18 protein-coding genes are annotated in these 23835 nt (G+C 73.5%); 10 read left to right on the plus strand and 8 right to left on the minus strand.

Annotated features, from left to right (window positions below; all coding sequences use genetic code 11):
• Positions 1 to 101: 101 nt before the first annotated feature.
• From CFLA_RS08635 to CFLA_RS08660, 6 genes are all read left to right on the plus strand, one after another.
• Entirely contained in the window at positions 102 to 2105 is a 2004-nt protein-coding gene (locus CFLA_RS08635) for an APC family permease (protein WP_013116940.1), read from the plus strand.
• Entirely contained in the window at positions 2095 to 3357 is a 1263-nt protein-coding gene (locus tag CFLA_RS08640) for a class I SAM-dependent RNA methyltransferase (protein ID WP_013116941.1), read from the plus strand. The genes CFLA_RS08635 and CFLA_RS08640 overlap by 11 nt, the downstream gene beginning before the upstream one ends.
• A 109-nt stretch (positions 3358 to 3466) precedes the next feature.
• Positions 3467 to 3643 (plus strand): hypothetical protein, encoded by a 177-nt coding sequence (locus tag CFLA_RS08645; protein ID WP_013116942.1) that lies wholly within the window; start codon positions 3467 to 3469, stop codon positions 3641 to 3643.
• A gap of 303 nt (positions 3644 to 3946) precedes the next feature.
• A complete protein-coding gene (gene acnA, locus CFLA_RS08650) occupies positions 3947 to 6748 on the plus strand; it encodes an aconitate hydratase AcnA (RefSeq protein ID WP_013116943.1) in 2802 nt (933 codons plus the stop codon).
• Positions 6749 to 6925: 177 nt separating this feature from the next.
• A complete protein-coding gene (locus CFLA_RS08655; protein WP_013116944.1) occupies positions 6926 to 7177 on the plus strand; it encodes a hypothetical protein in 252 nt (83 codons plus the stop codon).
• A gap of 45 nt (positions 7178 to 7222) precedes the next feature.
• The gene (locus tag CFLA_RS08660; RefSeq protein ID WP_013116945.1) at positions 7223 to 7720 is read left to right on the plus strand and encodes a DUF1801 domain-containing protein; all 498 of its coding nucleotides are present in this window, start codon (positions 7223 to 7225) and stop codon (positions 7718 to 7720) included.
• A 4-nt stretch (positions 7721 to 7724) separates the two neighbouring features.
• Here CFLA_RS08660 and CFLA_RS08665 read toward each other — a convergent pair whose 3' ends face one another.
• From CFLA_RS08665 to CFLA_RS08680, 4 genes are read right to left on the minus strand one after another with little or no spacing between them, the layout of a single operon-like run.
• On the minus strand, positions 7725 to 8621 hold the full coding sequence (locus CFLA_RS08665; RefSeq protein WP_013116946.1) for an aminoglycoside phosphotransferase family protein: 897 nt from the start codon (positions 8619 to 8621) through the stop codon (positions 7725 to 7727).
• Complete coding sequence (locus CFLA_RS08670; RefSeq protein ID WP_013116947.1) at positions 8618 to 9289, minus strand: NUDIX hydrolase; 672 nt, start codon at positions 9287 to 9289, stop codon at positions 8618 to 8620. Before CFLA_RS08670 ends, CFLA_RS08665 begins: the two co-directional genes overlap by 4 nt.
• Positions 9286 to 9999: a type 1 glutamine amidotransferase gene (locus CFLA_RS08675; protein ID WP_013116948.1), complete on the minus strand. Its 714-nt coding sequence runs from the start codon at positions 9997 to 9999 to the stop codon at positions 9286 to 9288. Before CFLA_RS08675 ends, CFLA_RS08670 begins: the two co-directional genes overlap by 4 nt.
• Positions 9996 to 11450, minus strand: coding sequence for a GuaB1 family IMP dehydrogenase-related protein (locus CFLA_RS08680; protein ID WP_013116949.1), 1455 nt, complete (start codon positions 11448 to 11450; stop codon positions 9996 to 9998). Before CFLA_RS08680 ends, CFLA_RS08675 begins: the two co-directional genes overlap by 4 nt.
• A 49-nt stretch (positions 11451 to 11499) precedes the next feature.
• On the opposite strand from CFLA_RS08680, the gene CFLA_RS08685 reads away from it, so the two are divergent.
• From CFLA_RS08685 to pflA, 4 genes are all read left to right on the plus strand, one after another.
• A complete protein-coding gene (locus CFLA_RS08685) occupies positions 11500 to 12105 on the plus strand; it encodes a DUF4126 domain-containing protein (RefSeq protein WP_013116950.1) in 606 nt (201 codons plus the stop codon).
• A 57-nt stretch (positions 12106 to 12162) separates the two neighbouring features.
• Positions 12163 to 14040 carry a 1-deoxy-D-xylulose-5-phosphate synthase gene (dxs, locus tag CFLA_RS08690; protein WP_013116951.1) on the plus strand — a complete coding sequence of 626 codons (1878 nt, stop codon included), beginning with the start codon at positions 12163 to 12165 and terminating at the stop codon, positions 14038 to 14040.
• Between the two features lie 117 nt (positions 14041 to 14157).
• A complete protein-coding gene (gene pflB / locus CFLA_RS08695; protein WP_013116952.1) occupies positions 14158 to 16428 on the plus strand; it encodes a formate C-acetyltransferase in 2271 nt (756 codons plus the stop codon).
• A 79-nt stretch (positions 16429 to 16507) separates the two neighbouring features.
• Positions 16508 to 17389, plus strand: a complete 882-nt coding sequence (gene pflA, locus CFLA_RS08700; RefSeq protein WP_013116953.1) for a pyruvate formate-lyase-activating protein — start codon at positions 16508 to 16510, stop codon at positions 17387 to 17389.
• A 206-nt stretch (positions 17390 to 17595) separates the two neighbouring features.
• Here the strand turns inward: pflA and CFLA_RS19000 are convergent, their stop codons facing one another.
• The 4 genes from CFLA_RS19000 to CFLA_RS08720 all read right to left on the minus strand — a co-directional run bounded on the left by CFLA_RS19000 (position 17596) and on the right by CFLA_RS08720 (position 23756).
• On the minus strand, positions 17596 to 18516 hold the full coding sequence (locus CFLA_RS19000) for a type IV toxin-antitoxin system AbiEi family antitoxin (RefSeq protein ID WP_013116954.1): 921 nt from the start codon (positions 18514 to 18516) through the stop codon (positions 17596 to 17598).
• A 459-nt stretch (positions 18517 to 18975) separates the two neighbouring features.
• Positions 18976 to 21096, minus strand: coding sequence for a 3-hydroxyacyl-CoA dehydrogenase NAD-binding domain-containing protein (locus CFLA_RS08710; protein WP_013116955.1), 2121 nt, complete (start codon positions 21094 to 21096; stop codon positions 18976 to 18978).
• A complete protein-coding gene (locus CFLA_RS08715; protein ID WP_013116956.1) occupies positions 21093 to 22334 on the minus strand; it encodes a thiolase family protein in 1242 nt (413 codons plus the stop codon). The genes CFLA_RS08710 and CFLA_RS08715 overlap by 4 nt, the downstream gene beginning before the upstream one ends.
• A gap of 168 nt (positions 22335 to 22502) precedes the next feature.
• The gene (locus tag CFLA_RS08720; RefSeq protein WP_013116957.1) at positions 22503 to 23756 is read right to left on the minus strand and encodes an HRDC domain-containing protein; all 1254 of its coding nucleotides are present in this window, start codon (positions 23754 to 23756) and stop codon (positions 22503 to 22505) included.
• Positions 23757 to 23835: the final 79 nt, after the last annotated feature.

The raw sequence follows: 23835 nt of genomic DNA on the forward strand, positions 1-23835 counted from the left end.
ACGCTATACCCGTCGGGGTGCGCACGCCGCACCGCGTGCGCACGACCACGTCGCGCGGCGGACGTGTCAGCCGGCACGTCGCGGGCATACGATCGCTGCTCGTGTCGGACCTCGCGGACGCCGCCAAGCGGCTCGTGCTCGGTCGACCGGTCCGCAGCGACCGGCTCGGCCACACCCTGCTCCCCAAGCGTGTCGCCCTGCCGGTGTTCGCGTCCGACGCGCTGTCGTCCGTCGCGTACGCCCCGGACGAGATCCTGCTCACGCTCTCGATCGCCGGCCTGTCGGCGCTGACCATCTCGCCGTGGGTCGGCCTGGCGGTGGCCCTGGTCCTGCTCACGGTCGTCGCGTCCTACCGCCAGAACGTGCACGCGTACCCCTCGGGTGGCGGTGACTACGAGGTCGCCTCGGTGAACCTCGGACCGCGGGCCGGCGTGGGCGTCGCCAGTGCTCTGCTCGTCGACTACGTGCTGACCGTCGCGGTGTCGATCTCCTCGGGAGCGCAGTACGCCGCGACGGCGGTGCCCGCGCTGCGGGGCCACGAGACGTCGTTCGCGGTCGGCCTGGTCGCGGTGCTGGCACTCGCGAACCTGCGTGGCGTCAAGGAGTCCGGGCGCGCGTTCGCGATCCCGGTGTACCTCTTCATGGGGGCGATCGGCTCGCTCGCCGTGGTGGGTGCCGTGCGTCACCTCACCGGCACGCTGCCGCCCGCCGAGAGCGCGACGCTCGGCGTCGTGGCGGAGTCCGGGTTCGAGCAGGGGCTCATGGGCCTGGCCGGGGGGTTCCTGGTGCTGCGGGCGTTCGCGTCGGGGTGCGCGGCGCTGACGGGTGTCGAGGCCATCAGCAACGGGGTGCCGGCGTTCCGCAAGCCGAAGTCGCGCAACGCGGCCACGACGCTCGCACTGCTCGGCGGGATCTCGATCACGATGATCATGTCGATCCTGTTCCTGGCGAGCGCCACGGGGGTGCGGTTCGTCCACGACCCCGCGACCCAGCTGCTGCGCGACGGCGTGCCCGTGGGCGAGGACTACGAGCAGCACCCCGTGATCAGCCAGCTCGCGGCGTCGGTGTTCTCCGGTGTCCCCGTGCTGTTCGTCGTCGTGTCGGTCGTCACGGGCCTCATCCTGGTGCTCGCCGCCAACACGGCGTTCAACGGCTTCCCCGTGCTCGGGTCGATCCTCGCGAAGGACGGGTACCTGCCGCGGCAGCTGCACACGCGGGGCGACCGGCTCGCGTTCTCCAACGGCATCCTCACGCTCGCGGCGGCCGCCATCGCGCTGGTCTGGGCGTTCGACGCGCAGGTCACGCGCCTGATCCAGCTGTACATCGTCGGCGTCTTCGTGTCGTTCACGCTGTCGCAGCTCGGCATGGTGCGGCACTGGACGCGCGCGCTGCGGACCGAGCCGGACCCGGGCGCACGGTCGCGCATGCGTCGCTCGCGCGTCGTCAACGCGATCGGTCTGGGGATGACGGGCACCGTGCTCCTCATCGCCCTCGCCACCAAGTTCACGCACGGTGCCTGGATCGCGATCCTCGCGATGGGGATGGTGTACCTCGTGATGCAGGCGGTCCACCAGCACTACGGGCGCGTGCGTGCCGAGCTCGCGCTCGGCACCGACCTGCAGGCGGCGCGCGCGCTGCCCAGCCGCGTGCACGCCGTGGTGCTCGTCTCGCACCTGCACCGTCCGACGATGCGCGCGCTGGCCTACGCGCGGGCGTCTCGCCCGAGCGTGCTCGAGGCGGTCACCGTGGGGGTCGACGCCGACGAGGTCGCGGCGCTGCGCGCGCAGTGGGACGCGGCGGACCTGCCCGTGCCGCTGAAGGTGCTGGACTCGCCGTTCCGCGAGATCACGCGCCCCGTGCTGACCTACGTCCGTTCGATCCGTCGCGAGAGCCCGCGCGACATCGTCGTCGTCTACATCCCCGAGTACGTCGTGGGTCACTGGTGGGAGCACCTGCTGCACAACCAGAGCGCGCTGCGCCTCAAGAGCCGACTGCTGTTCACCCCCGGCGTCGTGGTCGCGTCGGTGCCGTGGCAGCTCGCGTCGAGCGCGGGGCAGACGGGGCTCGAGGACTCCGTCCGGGGTACCGTGCCGCGTGGCTACTGACACCCCCCGCACCGGCACGACCGTCGACCTGGAGATCGGGCCCGTCGCCCACGGGGGTCACTGCGTGGCCCGGCACGAGGGGCGTGTCGTGTTCGTCCGGCACACGCTCCCCGGCGAGCGCGTGCGTGCGCGTCTGACCGATGCGGCGCCCGACGCGAGGTTCTGGCGGGCGGACGCCGTGGAGGTGCTCGACGCGTCCGCGGACCGGGTGCCGTCCGCGTGGCCGGCCGCCGGACCGGGCGGTGCCGGCGGGGGAGAGCTCGCGCACGTCGCGCTGCCCGCGCAGCGTGCGTGGAAGGAGGCGGTCCTCGCCGAGCAGCTGCGGCGCCTGGCGCGGCTCGACCTGACGCCGACCGTCGAGGCGGCGCCCGGGGACGACGCGCGTGGTGGTCTGGCGTGGCGCACGCGCATCGACCTGCACGTCGACGCCGAGGGGCGCGCCGGCATGCGTGCGCACCGGTCGCACGACGTCGTGGCGCTGGACGACATGCCGCTCGCCACCGAGCACGTCGCGGCGCTGCGTCTGTTCGAACGACGCTGGCCGGCGGGGTCCCGGATCGAGGCCGTCGCACCGGCGGACGGCTCGTCGCCGATCGTGCTGCTCGACGGCGCACCGTTCGACCTGCACGCCCACCGGCCCGACCGGCGGCCCAACGCGCGCGCCGCCGTGCGTGAGCGCGTCTCCGTGGCGGGTGTCGAGCACGTCTACCGGGTCGCCGCGGCGGGGTTCTGGCAGGTGCACCGTGAGGCGCCGGCGCTGCTCGCGTCGCGCGTGCTCGAGGCGGTCGGCGACGTGGCCGGTGCGACCGTGCTCGACCTGTACTCCGGGGCTGGGCTGTTCTCGTCGCCGCTCGCGGACGCGGTCGGTACCGATGGGCGGCTCGTGGCCGTCGAGGGTGACGAGCGCGCCGTGCGCGACGCGCGACGCAACGCGCACGACCGCCCGCAGGTGGAGCTGCACGCGGGTGACGTCGCCGACGTGCTGACGGGCCGCCGGGGTGCCGTCGCGCCCGCCGCGGCCGCGGACGTCGTGGTGCTCGACCCGCCGCGCACGGGCGCCGGGAGGCGCGTCGTCGAGGCGGTGGCCGCGCTGCGGCCCGCGCGCGTCGTGTACGTGGCGTGTGATCCCGCGGCGCTCGCGCGCGACATCGCGCTGCTGGCGGAGCGTGGCTGGTCGGACGTGACGGTCACGGGCCTGGACCTGTTCCCGATGACCCACCACGTCGAGGCGGTCGCGGTCCTGACGCGCTGACCCGCCGTGGCGGAGCGACGTGTGCGGGCCTAGCGTGGAGGTGGGCCCGCGGGGCGGGCCCCGACGGGACGATCCGGGCCCCGTCGAGGACCGACGACAGGAGCGCACGATGACCGCGTCGCAGGACCTTGCCGGGCGGCTCGCGGAGGCCAGCCGCATCGCGACCCAGGAGCTGCACAAGCAGGGCACGCCCGACTACGACCCCCGCGCGCACGAGCGCGCGATCGAGGCCGAGCGCAAGGCGGCCGAGGCGCTGCGGGCGAGCCAGGAGCCCAGCGCCGGGTGACGCGAGGCGGGCGGCGCGGGCCGGGTGCCCGCGCCGCGCCGCGGTGTGGACGTGTGCCACGGATCCGGGTCGGACGCGCTACGATGTATCTCGACATCAAGATACTCGTCCAGGGGCACGCGCGGACGCCGTCTCGCCGTCGTCGCACCGCACGTCGCATCCTGCGGGGTGTCGGCCGGAGCGCGAGGTGGCGGAGCCGTCCGCGGCACGGCCGTGCCGACCCGGTCCTAGGCTGGGTCGCAGACCACCCCCCGGACACGCCGGGCGTCCTGACGCCCGGGCACCGCGAGCGAAGGAGCACCCGTGAGCAGCGTCGACAGCTTCGGATCGAAGGGAACCCTCGAGGTCGGTGACGCCTCGTACGAGATCTACCGCCTCGCGGCCGTCCCCGGGGTGGAGCGCCTGCCGTACAGCCTGAAGATCCTCGCCGAGAACCTGCTGCGGACCGAGGACGGCGCGAACATCACCGCCGACCACGTGCGCGCGCTCGCCGGGTGGGACCCGACCGCGCAGCCCGACACCGAGATCCAGTTCACCCCGGCGCGCGTCATCATGCAGGACTTCACCGGCGTGCCCTGCGTCGTCGACCTCGCCACCATGCGGGAGGCCGTGGCCGACCTCGGCGGCGACCCGGCACGCATCAACCCCCTCGCACCGGCCGAGCTCGTCATCGACCACTCCGTGCAGATCGACGTCGCCGGCCGGCGCGACGCGTTCGAGCGCAACGTCGAGCTCGAGTACCAGCGCAACTTCGAGCGCTACCAGTTCCTGCGCTGGGGGCAGACCGCGTTCGACGACTTCAAGGTCGTGCCCCCGGGCACCGGCATCGTGCACCAGGTCAACATCGAGTACCTGGCGCGCGTGGTCATGGTCCGCGACGGCAAGGCGTACCCCGACACGTGCGTCGGTACCGACTCGCACACCACGATGGTCAACGGCCTGGGCGTGCTCGGCTGGGGCGTCGGCGGCATCGAGGCCGAGGCAGCGATGCTCGGCCAGCCGGTGTCGATGCTGATCCCGCGCGTCGTCGGCTTCAAGCTCACGGGCAGCATCCCGTCCGGCGTCACCGCGACCGACGTCGTCCTGACGATCACGCAGCTGCTGCGCCAGCACGGCGTGGTCGGCAAGTTCGTCGAGTTCTACGGTGACGGCGTCGCGTCGGTGCCGCTGGCGAACCGCGCGACCATCGGCAACATGAGCCCCGAGTTCGGCTCCACGGCGGCGATCTTCCCGGTCGACGGCGTCACGATGGACTACCTGCGGCTCACCGGCCGCTCGGAGGAGCAGCTCGCGCTCGTCGAGGCGTACGCCAAGGAGCAGGGCCTGTGGCACGACCCGTCGCGCGAGCCGGTGTACTCCGAGTACCTCGAGCTCGACCTGTCGACCGTCGTGCCGTCCATCGCCGGCCCCAAGCGCCCGCAGGACCGCATCGAGCTGTCCGCGGCCAAGGAGTCGTTCGCGACGTCGATCCTCGACTACGTCGCCGAGAACGAGGCCGCGCCGTTCAGCGGCCTCGACGAGTCCGTGGCCGAGACGTTCCCGGCGTCCGACCCGATCGCTGCGGGCGAGCACGAGGACGCGTCCGACGCGCCCGTGGAGGTCGAGGGCTCCGAGCCCGCGCGCCGCCCGCACAAGCGCGTGCCGGTGACGCTCGCCGACGGCACGACGACCGAGCTCGACCACGGGCACGTCGTCATCGCCTCGATCACGAGCTGCACGAACACGTCGAACCCGTCGGTCATGCTCGCCGCGGCACTGCTCGCGAAGAACGCCGTCGAGAAGGGCCTGACGGCCAAGCCGTGGGTCAAGACGTCGATGGCCCCCGGCTCGCAGGTCGTGACGAACTACTACGAGAAGGCCGGCCTGTGGCCGTCCCTCGAGAAGCTCGGGTTCCACCTGGTCGGCTACGGCTGCGCCACGTGCATCGGCAACTCCGGCCCGCTCGCGGACGAGATCTCCGCGACGGTCAACGAGCACGACCTGTCGGTCGTCTCGGTGCTGTCCGGCAACCGGAACTTCGAGGGACGCATCAACCCCGACGTGAAGATGAACTACCTCGCGTCGCCGCCCCTGGTCATCGCCTACGCGCTGGCCGGGACGATGGACTTCGACTTCGAGAACGACCCGCTGGGCACCACCGAGGCCGGAGAGCCGGTCTTCCTGCGCGACATCTGGCCCTCGCCGGAGCAGGTGCAGGCCACGATCGACGCGTCGATCGACCGCCAGATGTTCGAGTCGGACTACGCCGACGTGTTCGCGGGCGACGACCGGTGGCGCGCGCTGCCGACGCCCGAGGGCAACGTGTTCGCTTGGGACGCCGAGTCCACGTACGTGCGCAAGCCCCCGTACTTCGAGGGCATGGGTGCCGCTCCGGAGCCCGTCACGGACATCTCCGGGGCGCGCGTCCTCGCCAAGCTCGGTGACTCGGTGACCACCGACCACATCAGCCCGGCGGGTTCCATCAAGGCGGACAGCCCGGCCGGCGTCTACCTCGCCGAGCACGGCGTCGAGCGTCGCGACTTCAACTCCTACGGCTCGCGCCGCGGGAACCACGAGGTCATGATCCGCGGCACGTTCGCCAACATCCGGCTGCGCAACCAGCTCGTGCCCGGCGTCGAGGGCGGCTTCACGGTCAACCACCTCACCGGTGAGCAGACGACGATCTACGACGCCTCGGTCGCGTACCAGGCCGCGGGCGTGCCGCTCGTGGTCCTCGGCGGCAAGGAGTACGGCTCGGGCTCGTCGCGCGACTGGGCCGCCAAGGGCACGCGCCTGCTGGGCGTGCGCGCGGTCATCACCGAGTCGTTCGAGCGCATCCACCGCTCCAACCTCATCGGGATGGGCGTGCTGCCGCTGCAGTTCCCCGAGGGCGAGTCGGCGGACTCCCTCGGCCTCGACGGCACCGAGACGTTCGACATCGCGGGCGTCACGGCGCTCAACGAGGGCACGACGCCCCGCACGGTCGCGGTCACGGCGACGAAGGCCGACGGCTCGGTCGTCGAGTTCGACGCCGTCGTGCGCATCGACACTCCCGGCGAGGCGGACTACTACCGCAACGGCGGCATCCTGCAGTACGTGCTGCGCCAGGTGGCCGGCGTGGCCTGACGTCCGCTGACGCGCACGAGCCCGGCACCGCGACGCGGTGCCGGGCTCGTCGTCGCAGGGCGCCCGTCACCCCACGCGGTGCTCCCGGTCACCCGGGCGGCCGATGACCTCGGCGTCCCGTCGTGCCGTCCGGGTCGAGCAGGTCTCGGGCAGCGCCCGATACGTCACCATTCCGACATGGCCCTCCCCGGTGAGACCGCGACCCGCCGCCGCACGACCCTGCTGGGTGCCCTGCTCGCCGGCTGGGGCGTGGTGCTGGGCGTCGTCGTGCTGTGGCAGCCGTGGGTGTCCTGCCCGGGCGAGGACTCCTCCGCCGGGTGCCCCGTGCCGGCGGACGCTGTGCCCTTCGTGTACGCGGCACTGGTCGCGGCGCTGGTGTCCGCAGTCGTGGGCGCCGTCGTCCTCGCCGCGGGTCGCGCTCGACGCTGACGTCGCGCCGCGGCCCCGGCGCCCGCGGCGTGGGATGCTCGGGGCATGACGGGCGCCGTGCACGAGCAGGGGCGGGACGCGTCCGACGTCGGGACGTTCCTCGCCCAGGTCGCCGACGCGCGTCGGCGCGCCGAGGCGCAGCAGCTGCTGCCGGTGCTGGAACGTGCGACCGGGCAGCCGGCGCGCGTCTGGGGCGGCGGGATCGTCGGCTTCGGGAGCTACCACTACCGTTACGCGACGGGTCGCGAGGGCGATGCGGCGGCGGCGGGGTTCTCGCCGCGCAAGGCGTCGCTGACGCTGTACTTCCCGCTCGGGTTCGACGACCTCCAGGACGAGCTGTCACGCCTCGGACCGCACTCCACCGGAGTGTCGTGCCTCTACCTCAAGCGCCTTGACGACGTCGATCTCGCGGTCCTCGAGGACATGGTCCGCACCTCTTACGCGCACGTCACCGCCACGTCTGGCCCTGAGTGCCGGGATCTACGTGAGCGTCACCGGCCGCCCGATGTGAGTGCCGGCCCGCAGGTCGTGGTCGTGCGCTGACGCCTCAGCCGGCGGCGACCTGCGCGGCCGTGTGCTCGCCGGCGGCGGCCATCAGGGGGTAGTCGTCCGGGTGGGCGAGGAGCACGGGCACGGTCCCCGCCGCCCACGCCCGCGCCCGCACCCACGTCGCGTCGTCCCAGCCGCGCACCTCCTGCGTCCGCGCGACGAATGCCTCGCGCCCCGCGGTGTCGAACGTGATCCAGGCGGTGGCGAGGTCGCTCGCCGGGTCGCCGGAGCAGAGGTCACCGAAGTCGAGGAGACCGGTGAGCTCGCCGTCGCGGCTCACGAGGTTGCCCGGGTGCTGGTCGCCGTGGACCCAGACGGCCGGGCGCTCCCAGGCCGGCGCCGCCAGCCCGGCCTCGAGCGCGTCGCGCAGCGCGGCCACGTGGGGGAGGTCCGGCGTCAGGCGCTCGACCATGACGGCGTACCGGTCGGCGAGCGGCACGCCGCGGTACGGGTTCGTCGGGGCGTCCGGCGGGGCGGCGGTGTGGAAGGCCGCGAGGACGTCGGCGAGCTGCTCCGCCCAGGCGGTCCGCCCGGCCACGGGCGTCGCGGCCACGCAGTCGCCGTGCAGCCACGGCACGACGCTCCACGTCCACGGGTAGAGGTCGCTCGGGCGTCCGACCCGGACCGGGGACGGTACCGGGACCGGCAGGCGCGGGGCCAGCAGCGGCAGCCATCGTTGCTCGCGCTCGATCAGCGTGGACGACAGCTCCCGCACGGGGAACCGCAGCGCGAGGTCGTCGCCCAGGCGCCACGTGAGGTTGTCCCAGCCGGAGCCCCGACCGTGCAGCGGCAGGTCGGCGAGGTCGGGGTGCTGCGCGACCAGCAGCGCCCGCGCGAGGTCTGCGGTGACATCGATCTCGATGAGCGGGTGGGACGGTGTGGTCGGCGCGGTCACGGGGAGACGGTACGGGAGGTGTCCCACGGCACGGACCAGCCGGCGGTGTCCAGCACGCCGGACAGGACGAGCGCGGTGAAGCCCCACACGAGCACGCCACCCTCGAGCTCGAACGCCGGCGTGCGGACGCGTCCGCGCCCGGCCGGGTGAACGACGACCGCCCGGCGCGCGGGGTCCACGAGGTCCGCGACGGGCGCACGGAAGACGTCGACGGCCTCGCGGTGGTCGACCGCGGCGACGGCGGACGGGCGCCTCCACCACGCCAGGACGGGCGTCACGAGGTTGTCGGACACGGGCACCGGCACGTCGGCCAGCGTGCCCAGGACGTCGACGCCCGTGGGGTCCAGGCCCGTCTCCTCGACGGCCTCGCGCAGCGCGGCGCCCACGGGTCCGTCATCCTCCGGGTCGACACCGCCACCGGGGAACGCCACCTGCCCCGGGTGGTGGGCGAGGTCCGCGGACCGGCGCTGCAGCAGCACGTCGAGGTCGCCCGGCACCGGCACGCTGCCCGGCGCCGCGTGCGCGCCGACGTCGTCGAGTACGCCGAAGAGCACGAGGACGGCCGAGCGGCGCCGGGGCACCGGGACCCGGCCGCTCGTCGGGGCGCCCGGCCAACGCACCCCGTCGCGCGCGACGCGCACGAGGTCCGCCCGGGCGTCGGTCGTCACGCGCGCGCCCGGACCTGCGTGGCGAACGCGGCGAACACGGCCTCCGCCGCCGGCGCGAGGTCCGGAAGCACCTTCGCACCGTCCGCCCGGATCGTGGCGACCTCGTCGTCGTCCAGATCGCCGACCATGTCGGGCGTCGCGAGCCACAGGTCGAGCATCGAGACGTCGAGCTCGGGGTGGAACTGCAGTCCCAGCGCGCTGCCCGCGCGGAACGCCTGCACCTGCGTCGCGTCGGTCGACGCGAGCAGCGTCGCGCCGTCCGGCAGGTCGACCTCGTCGCTGTGCCAGTGCAGCACCGTCGGCGCCGTACCGACGTCGCCGAGGCCGCGGAGCACCGGATCGTCGGCCAGGAGGTGCACGGGCGCGAACCCGACCTCGTGCGCCGTGCGCCGGTGCAGCCGCGCGCCCAGCGCGAGCGCGAGCAGCTGGTGGCCCAGGCACACGCCGAGCACGGGCACGTCGGCGTCGACGGCGGCCGCGAGCAGACCGCGCTCGGCCGCCAGACCGGGGTGCCCGACGACGTCGTCCGCGTCCATCGGGCCGCCCATGACGACGACACCCGACACGTCCGCCAGCGCCGGCAGGCGCGGCTCGGGGGAGTCGAGGACGGTGCGCACCCCGTACGGCACGCCGTCCAGCGCGCGGGCGATCGCGCCCGGCCCCTCGTGCGGGGCGTGCGTCAGGACGAGCACGGGACGCACGACGCTCACCAGCCCTCGGGCAGGGGCCGGCCCTCGTCGTAGCCCGCGGCGGACTGGATGCCGACGACCGCGCGCTCGTGCAGCTGCTCGAGCGTCGTCGCGCCCACGTACGTGGCCGCGGAGCGCACGCCGGACGTGATCTGGTCCAGCAGGTCCTCGACACCAGGTCGGCGTGGGTCCAGGTACATCCGCGAGTGCGAGATCCCCTCCTCGTACAGGCCCTTGCGGGCGCGCTCGAACGCCGAGCCGCCCTGCGTGCGCGCGGCCACGGCGCGCGCCGACGCCATGCCGAAGCTCTCCTTGTACAGCCGGCCCTGGGAATCGGTCCGCATGTCACCCGGAGACTCGTGCGTACCGGCGAACCACGACCCGACCATCACCTGCGACGCGCCCGCGGCCAGCGCCAGGGCGACGTCGCGCGGGTGGCGCACGCCGCCGTCCGCCCACACGTGCTTGCCGAGGCGGCGAGCCTCCGTGGCGCACTCGAGCACGGCCGAGAACTGCGGGCGGCCCACGGCGGTCATCATGCGCGTGGTGCACATGGCGCCCGGTCCGACGCCGACCTTGACGATGTCGGCGCCCGCCTCGACGAGGTCGCGCACGCCCTCGGCGGTCACCACGTTGCCCGCGACGACCGGCACCTGCGGGTCGAGCGAGCGGACCGCGGCGAGAGCGTCGAGCATCTTGCGCTGGTGGCCGTGCGCGGTGTCGACGACGAGGACGTCGACACCGGCGTCGAGCAGCGCGGCGGCCTTGGCGCGCACGTCGCCGTTGATGCCGACGGCGGCGGCGATCCGCAGGCGCCCCTGCGCATCGAGCGCGGGGGTGTAGATCGATGAGCGCAGGGCGCCCACACGCGTGAGCACGCCGACCAGGCGACCGTCGGACACGACGGGGGAGAAACGTCGGCGCGAGCGGTGCAGCTGCTCGAATGCGTCTTCCAGCCCGTGCGTGCCGCCCTCCTCGATCACCGCGAGGTCGACCGTCGTGGGGTCCGGCGTCATCACCTGGTCGACCTGCGTGAACAGGTCGACTCCCTGGCAGTCCGCCTCCGTGACGACGCCGACCGGGCGGCCGTCGTCGACGACCACCGCGGCTCCGTGCGCGCGCTTGGCGATGAGCGTCAGGGCGGTGTGCACGGTGTCGTCCTGCGCGACGACGGTCGCGGTCTCCACGACGGGGTGGCGCTGCTTGACGGTCGTGACCACCTTGCGCACCACCGCCTCGGGCGTGTCCTGCGGCAGCACGGCGATACCGCCGCGGCGGGCGACCGTCTCGGCCATGCGGCGCCCGGCGACGGCCGTCATGTTGGCGACGACGACGGGGATCGTCGTCCCGGTGCCGTCGGACGTGGCGAGGTCCACGTCGAACCGCGACGTGACCTCCGAGCGGGACGGCACGAGGAAGACGTCGCCGTAGGTGAGGTCGGACGTGGGCGAGTGCCCGGGCAGGAAGCGCATAGGGGTCCCCTTTCCGCCACATGGTACGTGGCAGGGGTAGCCTCGACGCGTGCTGGTCGCCCTCACCGGGATCGGCCTGTCCGCCGCGGCAGGCCTCAACGCGTACATCCCGTTCCTCGTCGTCGCGCTGCTCGCGCGGTTCACCGACCTCGTCGTGCTGCCCGACGGCCTGGTGTGGATGGAGAGCGGGTGGGCGATCGGCATCGGTGCGGTCCTGCTGCTCGCGGACGTCGTGCTCGACAAGGTGCCGGCCGTCGACACCGTCAACGACGCGGTGCAGACCTTCATCCGCCCGGCGACCGGCGGCATCGTTTTCGCCGCGACGTCCGCCGCCGAGGAGCTCGAGGGCTCGACGTGGGTGCAGGACAACCCGTGGCTGCCCGTGGTCGCGGGGATCGTCGTCGCCGGCCTCGTGCACGCGGGCAAGGCGACCGCGCGGCCCGTCGTCAACGCCGGCACGGGCGGGTTCGGCGCGCCCGTCGTCTCCACGATCGAGGACGGCGCGTCCGTCGGGCTCAGCCTCGTGGCCGTGTTCCTGCCGGTCCTCGTGCTGGTCGTGCTGGCACTGATGGTGTGGGCGCTGCTGGCGCTGCTGCGGCGCCGACGTGCCCGCCGCGCGACGGTCACGCAGGACGGACCACCGGGCGCGCCCTAGAGTGGGACGTCCGAGATGCCGCCGGACCGCCGGGGGACCGGTACGACAGGAGTGAACGTGGGGTTGCTCGAGGGCATCTCGTCGCCGCAGGACGTCCGCCGGCTCAGCACCGCCCAGGTGGGCGAGCTCGCGGACGAGATCCGCGCGTTCCTCGTCGACCAGGTCTCGCGCACGGGGGGCCACCTCGGACCGAACCTGGGTGTCGTGGAGCTCTCGATCGCGCTGCACCGCGTGTTCGACTCGCCGCGCGACACCCTCGTCTTCGACACGGGCCACCAGGCGTACGTGCACAAGCTGCTCACGGGCCGTCGGGACTTCTCCGCGCTGCGGCGTCGCGGCGGCATGTCGGGGTACCCGAGCCGCGCGGAGTCCGAGCACGACGTCGTCGAGAACTCCCACGCCTCGACCGCGCTGTCCTGGGCGGACGGCATCGCCAAGGCACGACAGCTGCGCGGCGAGAACGACCGCCACACGGTCGCCGTCATCGGCGACGGTGCCCTCACCGGCGGCATGGCCTGGGAGGCGCTCAACAACATCGCCGCCGGTGTCGACCGACGCCTGGTCGTCGTCGTCAACGACAACGGGCGGTCGTACGCGCCGACGATCGGGGGCCTCGCGCAGCACCTCGACACGCTGCGCACCACGCAGGGCTACGAGTCCGTGCTGTCGTGGGGCAAGTCGACGCTGCGTCGCTCGGGCCCGCCCGGACGCCTCGCCTACGAGGCGCTGCACGGCCTGAAGAAGGGCATCAAGGACGTCGTCGCGCCGCAGGGCATGTTCGAGGACCTCGGCCTGAAGTACGTCGGACCCGTGGACGGGCACGACGAGCAGGCGGTCGAGCACGCGCTGCGTCGCGCGCGGGCGTTCGGCGGACCCGTGCTCGTGCACGTCATCACCGAGAAGGGCCGCGGCTACACCCCCGCCGAGCAGGACGTCGCCGACCGGTTCCACGCCGTCGGCAAGATCCACCCCGAGACGGGCCTGCCGCTCGCGCCGTCGCGCTTCGGCTGGACCAGCGTGTTCGCCGACGAGATCGTGCGCGTCGGGCGGCGCCGCCCCGACGTCGTCGCGATCACCGCGGCCATGCTGCAGCCCGTGGGGCTCGCGCCGTTCGCCGCGGAGTTCCCCGACCGCGTCTTCGACGTCGGGATCGCCGAGCAGCACGCCGCGACGTCCGCCGCGGGCATGGCCTACGCGGGCCTGCACCCCGTCGTCGCCGTGTACGCGACGTTCCTCAACCGCGCGTTCGACCAGGTGCTCATGGACGTCGCGCTGCACCGCGCGGGCGTCACGTTCGTGCTCGACCGCGCCGGCATCACGGGCGACGACGGCGCGAGCCACAACGGCATGTGGGACCTGGCCATGCTGTCGATCGTGCCCGGGCTGCGCCTGGCCGCACCGCGTGACGAGCCGACGCTGCGCGCGGCGCTGCGGCAGGCCGTCGACGTCGACGACGCGCCGACCGTCGTGCGCTACCCGAAGGGCACCATGGGCGATCCCGTCCCGGCGCTCGAGGACGCCGACGGTGTCGACGTGCTCGCCCGGCACGCGGGGGAGGGTACGCGCGTACTCGTCGTCGGGATCGGGTCGATGGTGGGCACCGCGCTCGCGGTCGGTGAGCTGCTGGCGGGGCACGGCGCCGCGGTGACCGTCGTCGACCCGCGGTGGGTGCTGCCGGTGCCTGCGTCCCTCGTGAAGCTGGCCGGCGAGCACGAGCACGTCGTGACGATCGAGGACGGCCTGGTCGACGGCGGCATCGGCTCGCTCGTCGCGCAGCGCACGCGGGAGGCGAACGTCCACACGCCGGTCCAGTCGTTCGGGATCCCGGCAGCGTTCCTGCAGCACGCGGCCCGCGACGAGATCGTCGACGAGCTGCGGCTGGGTCCGCACGACGTCGCCGGCGACGTGCTCGCGGCGCTGCACGCGCGGGGCTGACGGACCCGGTGTGGCAGGCGTCACGGTGCCGCCCACGGGGGGAGGACCGAGGTCCCAAGACATCCCATCTTTCCGTTCGTAGCGTCGAGGTATCGACCCGGACCCAGGGAGAGTCAGATGTCCATCACCGCCGTACCCAGCGACCGCAGCGACACCGCCGTACCCGCGGCCTGGGAGGGCTTCGTCACCGGGCCGTGGACCGACCACGTCGACGTCCGCGACTTCATCCAGCGCAACTACACGCCGTACGAGGGTGACGCGAGCTTCCTCGCAGGCCCCACCGCCCGCACCACGGGCATCTGGGACAAGCTGTCCGCGATGTTCCCCGCCGAGCGTGAGAAGGGCGTCTACGACGTCGACCCCGCCACGCCGTCGACGATCACGTCGCACGCCCCCGGCTACATCGACGAGGACAACGAGGTCATCGTCGGACTGCAGACCGACGCCCCGCTGAAGCGCGCGATCATCCCCAACGGCGGGTGGCGCATGGTGCAGACCTCGCTCGAGACCTACGGCTACGAGGCTCCGCAGGAGATCGTCGACATCTTCACCAAGTACCGCAAGACCCACAACGACGGGGTCTTCGACGTGTACCCGCCGAACGTGCGCGCCGCGCGCTCGTCCCACATCATCACCGGTCTGCCCGACGCCTACGGCCGCGGTCGCATCATCGGCGACTACCGCCGCGTCGCGCTGTACGGCGTGGACGCCCTCATCGCGCAGAAGAAGCTCGAGAAGGCCTCGCTCGACATGGAGCGCTCCGTCGAGGACGTCATCCGCGACCGCGAGGAGCTCTCCGAGCAGATCCGTGCGCTGAACGAGCTGAAGCAGATGGCCGCGTCCTACGGGTACGACATCTCCCAGCCCGCCACGAACGCCCGCGAGGCCGTGCAGTGGCTGTACTTCGCGTACCTCGCGGCCGTGAAGGAGCAGAACGGCGCGGCGATGTCGCTGGGCCGCACCTCGACCTTCCTCGACGTCTTCCTGCAGCGCGACATGGAGGCCGGCGTCCTGTCCGAGGAGCAGGCGCAGGAGATCATCGACGACTTCGTCATCAAGCTGCGGATCGTGCGCTTCCTGCGCACCCCGGAGTACGACCAGCTGTTCTCCGGCGACCCGACCTGGGTGACCGAGTCGATCGGCGGCATCGGCGAGGACGGGCGCCCGCTCGTCACCAGGACGTCGTTCCGCTACCTCCAGACGCTGTACAACCTGGGCCCGGCTCCCGAGCCCAACATGACGGTGTTCTGGAGCGAGCGGCTGCCCGAGGGCTTCAAGCGGTACTGCGCGCAGGTGTCGATCGACACCTCCGCCGTGCAGTACGAGTCGGACGAGCTCATCCGGGCTTCCTGGGGCGACGACGCGGCCATCGCGTGCTGCGTGTCCCCGATGCGCGTCGGCAAGCAGATGCAGTTCTTCGGCGCACGCGTCAACGTCGCCAAGGCGCTGCTGTACGCCATCAACGGCGGCCGCGACGAGATCACGGGCAAGCAGGTCGCCCCCGTGGCCGCACCCGTCGAGGGGGACGTCCTCGACTACGACGACGTCATGGCGAAGTTCGACAAGACGCTCGACTGGCTCGCCGAGACCTACGTCGACGCGTTGAACTGCGTGCACTACATGCACGACAAGTACGCGTACGAGCGCATCGAGATGGCACTGCACGACCGCACGGTCCTGCGGACGCTCGCCTGCGGTATCGCCGGCCTGTCCGTCGTGGCGGACTCGCTGTCGGCCATGAAGTACGCCAAGGTCACGCCGCTGCGCACCGCGGACGGCCTGATCACGGAGTACGCGGTCGAGGGCGACTTCCCGACGTACGGCAACGACGACGACCGCGTGGACGACATCGCCGTGTGGCTCGTGCGCACGTTCATGGAGAAGATCCGGGCGCTGCCGACCTACCGCAACGCCCTGCACACGCAGTCGGTGCTGACGATCACGTCCAACGTCGTGTACGGCAAGAACACCGGGTCGACCCCCGACGGGCGCAGGCTCGGCGAGCCGTTCGCCCCCGGCGCCAACCCGATGAACGGGCGCGACACGCACGGCATGCTCGCCTCGGCGCTGTCGGTGGCGAAGCTGCCGTACTCCGAGGCGCAGGACGGCATCTCGCTGACGTCGTCGATCGTGCCGTCCGGTCTGGGCCGCACCCTGGACGAGCAGGTGACCAACCTCGTCGGCCTGCTCGACGCGTACGTGCTGTCCGCCGGCTACCACATGAACGTCAACGTGCTGAACCGCGAGACGCTCGTGGACGCCATGGAGCACCCGGAGAACTACCCGCAGCTGACCATCCGGGTCTCCGGCTACGCCGTGAACTTCGTGCGGCTCACGCGCGAGCAGCAGCTCGACGTGCTGTCCCGCACCTTCCACGGCGCGGTCTGACCATCGCGACCCCGGCCCGGCGCAGGAAGCGCCGGGCCGGGGCGCCACCCCGGCACCACCGACCACGTGCGAGGCGATCATGACCACCACCGCGCAGACCGGCGCACCTGTCGTGCCGCTCGGGGTGCCGCTCGTCGGCGGGTCGCACACTCGCGCGCAGGGACAGGGCACCGCAGGTCTCGAGACCGTCGAGGCGGACCGCGCCGAGCGGCTCGCGGCGGTCCGCGAGGGACGCGTCGGGTCCGTGCACTCGTGGGAGCTCGTCACGGCCGTCGACGGTCCCGGAACGCGCCTGACGATCTTCCTCTCCGGGTGCCCCCTGCGGTGCCTGTACTGCCACAACCCCGACACGATGCAGATGCGGCGGGGCACCGACGTCACCGCCGACGAGCTGCTCGCGCGCATCGCGCGGTACCGCGGCGTGTTCCGTGCGACGGGCGGTGGCGTGACGATCTCCGGCGGTGAGCCCCTCATGCAGCCGGCGTTCGTGCGGCGCCTGGTGCGCGGGGCCGCTGCCATGGACGTGCCGGTCGCGATCGACACCTCGGGGTACCTCGGCGCGCACGCCACGGACGAGATGCTGGACGACGTGTCGCTCGTCCTGCTCGACGTGAAGTCCGGCCTGCCCGAGACCTACCTGAGGGTCACGGGGCGTGAGCTGCAGCCGACGCTCGACTTCGGCCGGCGCCTGGCGGCGCGCGGCACCCGCATGTGGATCCGGTTCGTGCTCGTCCCCGGCCTGACGGACGCGCCCGAGAACGTGGCGGCCGTCGCCGACTACGTCGCGTCGCTGGGCGAGGCCGTCGAGCGGGTCGAGGTCCTGCCGTTCCACCAGATGGGCCGCGACAAGTGGGCCGACCTCGGCATGCGCTACGAGCTCGACGACACCGAGCCCCCGACGCCGGAGGCCACCGAGGTCGTGCGCGACGCTTTCCGCGCTCGTGGCCTGACGACCTTCTGACAGGCGCTCTCGGGCCAAGCCCTTCTCCCAGGGAGCAGATGGGAGAACGGCCCACGACACCGGACGCTCCCCACCCTCGAGGTGCGGGAGCGCTCCGGTCCTTCCTCACCCCACCGCCCTCGCCCGCCCTCCCCCCTCCTCGCGCGAGCCGTCGTTCCAGCCCGTCGCTGGCTTCCATCTCCGGTGAGCCGTCTTTCCAGCCCGCGTCACCAGGTCTGGCGGGCGAGCACCGGGCCCTCGTGGCCGAGCATGTCCGCCACGGCCCGCTCCAGGTGGTTCCGCGCCCCGAGGACGTCTCCCCGGTGGACGCCGACCACGCTCCAGCCGAACCGGCGCCAGAGGTCCTCGCGCCGACGCGCGTCGGTGTGCTGCTGCGCCGCCGTCACGACGTGGTGTGCCTCGCCGTCGTACTCGACGCCCACGCGCTGTGTCGGGTACCCGAGATCGAGCCGGTACACCTCGCGACCGCCGGCGTCCCGGATGCTGACCTGGGGCACCGGCCGGGGAAGTCCCGCCTGGAAGAGGCGGAGGCGGAGCCACGACTCACCGGGTGACTCGGTCGACGGCTCGCACAGCTCGAGGAGCTGGCGTGCGCGTGCGATGTTCCGGGCGCCTCGCAGCCCTCGCGCCCGCAGGTGCAGCTCCTGTGGCGTGACGAGGCCTGCGTGCGCGAAGGCGTCGAGCGCGGCGAGACCGATGAACGCCGGCGCGTAACGCGCGAGGTCGAGGGCGGTCCGCGCGGGCGATGTCGTCGGGACGCCGTGGACCATCGCGACGTCGTCCGCGGGGAGAACGCCTTCGCGGCACGCGAGGCCCGGGCGTCGGCGCCGGGCCGTTCCGGTCGGCACGAGGCACTGCAGCTGTGGCGGTGCGTGGTGGCGACCCGGCGGCCGCGCGTCGATGCCGTGCAGCCATGCGGCCGTCTCACCGCAGACCGCAGCCTGGTCGGGGAGCACCAGAGCCACTGCGAGCGCTCGCGCCTGCGGGTCGTCCGCGACGGACCGGTGCAGCAGGACCGAGCGGAACACCCGGACGTAGTCGGTGGACGTCACGAGCTCGTGGGCGGCTCGCCACGGCGTCCCCGCGGCACGCATGACCCGCAGGTCGACGATGGTGGGAGGAGTCATCTCGAGACGATGGCGCGGACGACGCCCGGGCGAGGGCACACGGGCGACTTCTGTGGTCCACGCGCGGGCGGACCGAGGCTGGGGTCGGCTCGGTCCCGTCCGAGGCACCGACGCCCCGGCGGACTGGTCGTACCCGGGCCGGCATGACGTCTCGCGCCGGGGAGGGGGCTGTCGGGGCTCACGTGACGTCTCGCGCGCGGGAGGGGGCGGGATTCCGGGGCTGGAATGACGTCTCGCGGGGCGGGAGGGGGGTGTGGGCGGGGGCTGGAATGACGTCTCGGCGGGGGGGAGGAGGGGGCGGGGAGGGAGGGGAGGCGATGGTGAGGAGGCGGGGGCCAGGGGCGAGGTCAGACGGAGGTGGGACCCGAGCACGCGGGAGGGGCTGGATCGACGTCTCGCGGTGAGGCGTCGATCCAGCCCCTCGGGTGCGCGGGTGCTCGGCCCGGGTCGGGCGCGGTGTCAGTGGGTGGGGACGTTGGCGAGGCCGTCGGGGAGGAGACGGTGGCCGAGGACCTTCTCGCTGTAGCCCGTGCGGTCCAGGTACGGCGTGATGCCGCCCAGGTGGAAGCCCCAGCCGGCGCCCAGGATCATGCACAGGTCGATCTGCTGCGGCGTGGCCACGACGCCCTCGTCGAGCATGTGGCCGATCTCGACGGTCAGCGCCGTGAGGACGGCGTCGAGGACGCCCGCGGCGTCGAGCGGCTCGGCGGCGGCCGGCGTCTCGCGCGCCGCGTCGAACACGGCCTGCACGGCCGGGTCGACGAGCTTGGGCAGGCCCTTGGCAGGTGCCGCCTGCACGACCTTGGTGCCGTCCGCGACGAGCTTCTCGAGGCCGGGGGAGCGGGGGAACCGCTCGCCCAGGTCCTCGCGCAACGACGTCAGCACGTGCAGGCCGACCGCCGGGCCGACGAGGTCGAACAGCTCGAACGGGGGCATCGGCAGTCCGAGAGGGTCGAGCGCACGGTCCGCGACGTCGACGGGCGTGCCCTGCTCGACCGCCTCGACGATCTTGCCGAGCAGCAGCACCAGCAGCCGGTTGACGACGAAGCCCGGGCGGTCCTTGACCAGCACCGCGGTCTTGCGCAGCTTCGCGGACACCGCGAACGCGGTGGCCAGCGCCTCGTCGGACGTCTGCTCGGCCTGGACCACCTCCACGAGCGGCATGGCCACGACGGGGTTGAAGAAGTGCAGCCCGACGACCCGCTCGGGGTGCTGCAGGTCGGCGGCCATGCGCGTGATCGACAGCGCGGACGTGTTGGTGGCCAGGATCGCGTCGGGCGCGATCACTCCCTCGAGCTCGGCGAAGACGCGCTTCTTGAGGTCCAGCACCTCGGTGACGGCCTCGATGACGAGGTCGCAGCCCGCGAAAACGCCGATGTGAGTCGACCCGGTGACCTGCGCGACGATCCGCGCCCCCGCGTCGGACGACATGCGCCCACCCGACACCAGCCGCTCGACGGTCGAGCGCACCGCGCCCAGGCCCTGCTCGACCCGCGCCTCGTCGAGGTCCCGCATGACGACGGGCACGCCGAGCCGCTGGGCGAACAGCAGCGCGATCTGCGCGGCCATGAGCCCGGCACCGACCACGCCGACCCGCGTGACGGGTCGCGCGAGCGCCTTGTCGGGTGCGCCGGTGGGCCTCTTGCCGCCCTGGACGAGCCCGAACGCGTACACGCTCGCGCGCATCTCGTCGCTGAGGATGAGGTCGGCCAGGGCCTCGTCCTCGGCAGCGAACGCTGTGTCCTTGTCGGCGACGCGGGCAGCGGCCATGAGGTCCAGGGCCCGGCCGGGTGCAGGGCGCGAGCCGTGCACGGTGGCGTCGAGCCGGGCACGTGCCGCGCCGACCGCGGCCTCCCACGTCGGGGCGTCGTCGAGCGGACGACGCGGCACGTCGATCTCGCCGGACAGCACACGTGCCGCCCAGCGCACCGACTCCTCGAGGAAGTCCGCCGGGTCGAGCACGACGTCGACGAGCCCGATCTCCGCGGCCTGCTGCGCCGTGTACGGCTTGTTCGCGGCGGGCCGCGTGAGGATCACCTCGAGCGCCTTCTCGATCCCGACGAGACGCGGCACGAGGTAGGCGCCGCCCCAGCCCGGCACCAGGCCGAGGCCCGTCTCGGGCAGTGCGAGCGCGCGGACGTCGGACGCGGCCGTGCGGTAGTCGCAGTTGAGCGCGACCTCGAGGCCGCCGCCGAGGGCGACGCCGTTGACGAAGGCGAACGTCGGGACGCCGAGCTCGCCGAGGAGGCGGTAGGCCTCGTGACCCCCGCGGCCCAGGGCCAGCGCCTCCTCGCGCGTGGCGACGGTCGCGACCTGCGTGAGGTCGGCGCCCGCGGCGAGGAAGTACGGCTTGCCCGTCACGGCGAGGGCGGCGATCTCGCCGGCGGCGGCTCGCGCCTGCTGCGCCCGCAGCACGGCCGTGAGCTCGGCGATCCCCTGGGGGCCCAGGGTCGTCGGCTTGGTGTGGTCCAGCCCGTTGTCGAGCGTGACGAGGGCCAGCGTGCCGAGCCCGCCCGGCAGTCGGACGTCACGGACGAGGGCGTGGGTGACGCGCTCGGGGCGCGGCGCGGACGTGCTCATCGGGCGTCCTCCTCGACGCTGAAGTGCGGGTTCTCCCAGATGACGGTGCCGCCCTGGCCGAGGCCGACGCACATGGTCGTGATGCCGTAGCGGACCTCGGGGTGCTCCTCGAACTGCCGTGCGAGCTGTGTCATGAGCCGCACGCCCGACGAGGCGAGGGGGTGGCCGACGGCGATCGCGCCGCCGTAGGGGTTGACGCGGGGGTCGTCGTCGGCGATGCCGAACGCGTCGAGGAACGACAGCACCTGCACCGCGAAGGCCTCGTTGATCTCGAACAGGCCGATGTCGTCGATGCTCAGGCCGGCGCGCTCGAGCGCCTTGTGGGTCGCGGGCACGGGGCCGATGCCCATGACCTCGGGTTCGACGCCCGCGAACGCGAACGCGACGAGCCGCATGCGCACGGGCAGGCCGAGCTCGGTGGCGACGTCCTCGGCGGCGAGCAGGCACGCGGCCGCGCCGTCGGTGAGCGGCGCGGCGGTACCGGCGGTGACGCGGCCGCCGGGGCGGAACGGCGTCGGCAGTCCGGCGATCGCCTCGACCGTGGTGCCGGGGCGCGGGGGCTCGTCAGCGGTCGCCAGGCCCCACCCCTGCTCGGGGTCGCGCAGCGCGACGGGGACGAGGTCGGGCTCGATCTTGCCGGCGGCCAGCGCGGCCGCGTACTTGGCCTGGCTGGCGACGCCGTACGCGTCGGCGCGCTCGCGGGTCAGGCTGGGGAACCGGTCGTGCAGGTTCTCGGCGGTGACGCCCATGTTGAGGGCGTCGGGCGCGACGAGCCGCTCGGCGAGGAAGCGGGGGTTGGGGTCGGCGTCGAAGCCCATGGGGTGGTGGCCCATGTGCTCGACACCGCCGGCGATCGTCACGTCCTGCGCGCCGAACCCGATGGCCGACGCGGTCGTCGTCACGGCCGTCATGGCGCCGGCGCACATGCGGTCGATCGCGAATCCGGGGACGGTCGTCGGCAGCCCGGCGAGCATCGCGACGGTGCGCCCCAGGGTCAGACCCTGGTCGCCCTGCTGGGTCGTGGCGGCCAGCGCGACGTCGTCGACGCGCTCGGGCGGCAGCTGCGGGTGGCGGCGCAGCAGCTCGCGCACCGTGCGCACGGCGAGGTCGTCCGCGCGGGTGTGCGCGTACAGACCGTCCTTGCGGGCGCGACCGAACGGGGTGCGCACCCCGTCGACGAAGACGACGCGGCGGGCGGCGGGCACCCGGGCGTCGGCGGGACGGGACGGGCTCGGCATCAGGTCCTCCTGGGGGACGGCGGTGTCCGGGAGTGCGCGTGCGCGCGACGGGACCATGGTCCCTGGACGCACGAAGTTACTCAAGAGTAACAGCGGGCGTCAGTCACCTCGCGGGTGATCCGCGGTGTGCGACGAGCGCCCGCGGCCGTCGCTTCGGCGCGCGTACGCTCAGGCGGCGGAGAGCGCCGCGGCCAGCCGCCCGGCCAGCAGCTCGACCTGCCACGGCCGAGCGCCCCCGGCCGCCATCGCGACACCGACGTGCGCCTCGTCGAGGGGCGCCGGTGGCGACCAGCAGATCCGACGCAGCAGGTCCGGCTGGACGAGGTTCTCGACGGGCACGTCGTGCTCCTGCGACAGCCCCGCGACGAGCGTGCGCGCGGCAGCCAGGCGGCGCGCCGCGGCAGGGTCGCGGTCGCCCCACACCCGGGCGGGAGGCGGACCGTCACTCGCAGGGCCGCGCGTGGCGGGCAGCTCCGCGTCCGGCAGCGCCACGGCCCGGTCGATCGCGGACTGCCACAGTGCCGCGCGCCGACGCGTGCCCTTGCCCATGAACGCGGGCAGCGCGGTGAGCTGGCCGACCGTGCGCGGCAGCGCCTGGGCGGCGGCGACGATCGCGGCGTCCGGCAGCACCCGGCCGGGGGAGATGTCACGCTCGCGCGCGTTGCGGTCGCGCGTCGCGTACAGCTCGCGCACGACGGCCAGGCGGCGGGCGTCGCGGACGTTGTGCAGACCCGAGACGCGACGCCAGGGCTCGGCCCGCGGTGCCGGCGGCGGGGCGGTGCGCACGGCCTCGAACTCCTGCCGCGCCCACTCGGCCTTGCCCGACACCGCGAGCCGCTCGGCGAGCACCTGCCGCACCTCGACGAGCACCTCGACGTCGAGTGCGGCGTACCGCAGCCACTCCGTCGGCAGCGGACGCGTCGACCAGTCCACGGCCGAGTGCTCCTTGGCCAGCCCGAGCCCGAGGGTGTCCGCGACGACGGCGGCCAGCCCGACCCGCTCCATGCCGAGCAGGCGTGCGGCGAGCTCGGTGTCGAAGACGCGCGACGGCCGCATCCCCTGCTCGGCGAGACCGGGGAGGTCCTGGGACGCCGCGTGCAGCACCCATTCCACACCGACGAGCGCCGCCGACAGGGTCGACAGGTCGGGCAGCGCGACCGGGTCGATCAGCGCCGTGCCCGCGTCCTCGCGCCGCAGCTGCACGAGGTACGTGCGCTGGCCGTAGCGGTAGCCGGAGGCTCGCTCGGCGTCGACCGCGACCGGGCCCGTGCCCGCTGCGAACGCCGCTACGGTCGCGGCGAGGGCCTCCGGTGTCGCGACGACCTCGGGGATCCCGTCGGCCGGCTCGAGCAGGGGGACGACGGCCGGCGCCTCGGGCTGCTCGTCCGCGCCCGGGCCGCCCTGCGACGCCTCGACCTCCATGGGCTCCACCGTAGGCGACGGTGGCAGCGCGTCCGTGCAGGCGGGGCGCGCGTCGCGCGTGACGCGCCGCACGTGCGAC

The organism is Cellulomonas flavigena DSM 20109, from assembly GCF_000092865.1.
In the GTDB taxonomy this organism is placed as follows: domain Bacteria; phylum Actinomycetota; class Actinomycetes; order Actinomycetales; family Cellulomonadaceae; genus Cellulomonas; species Cellulomonas flavigena.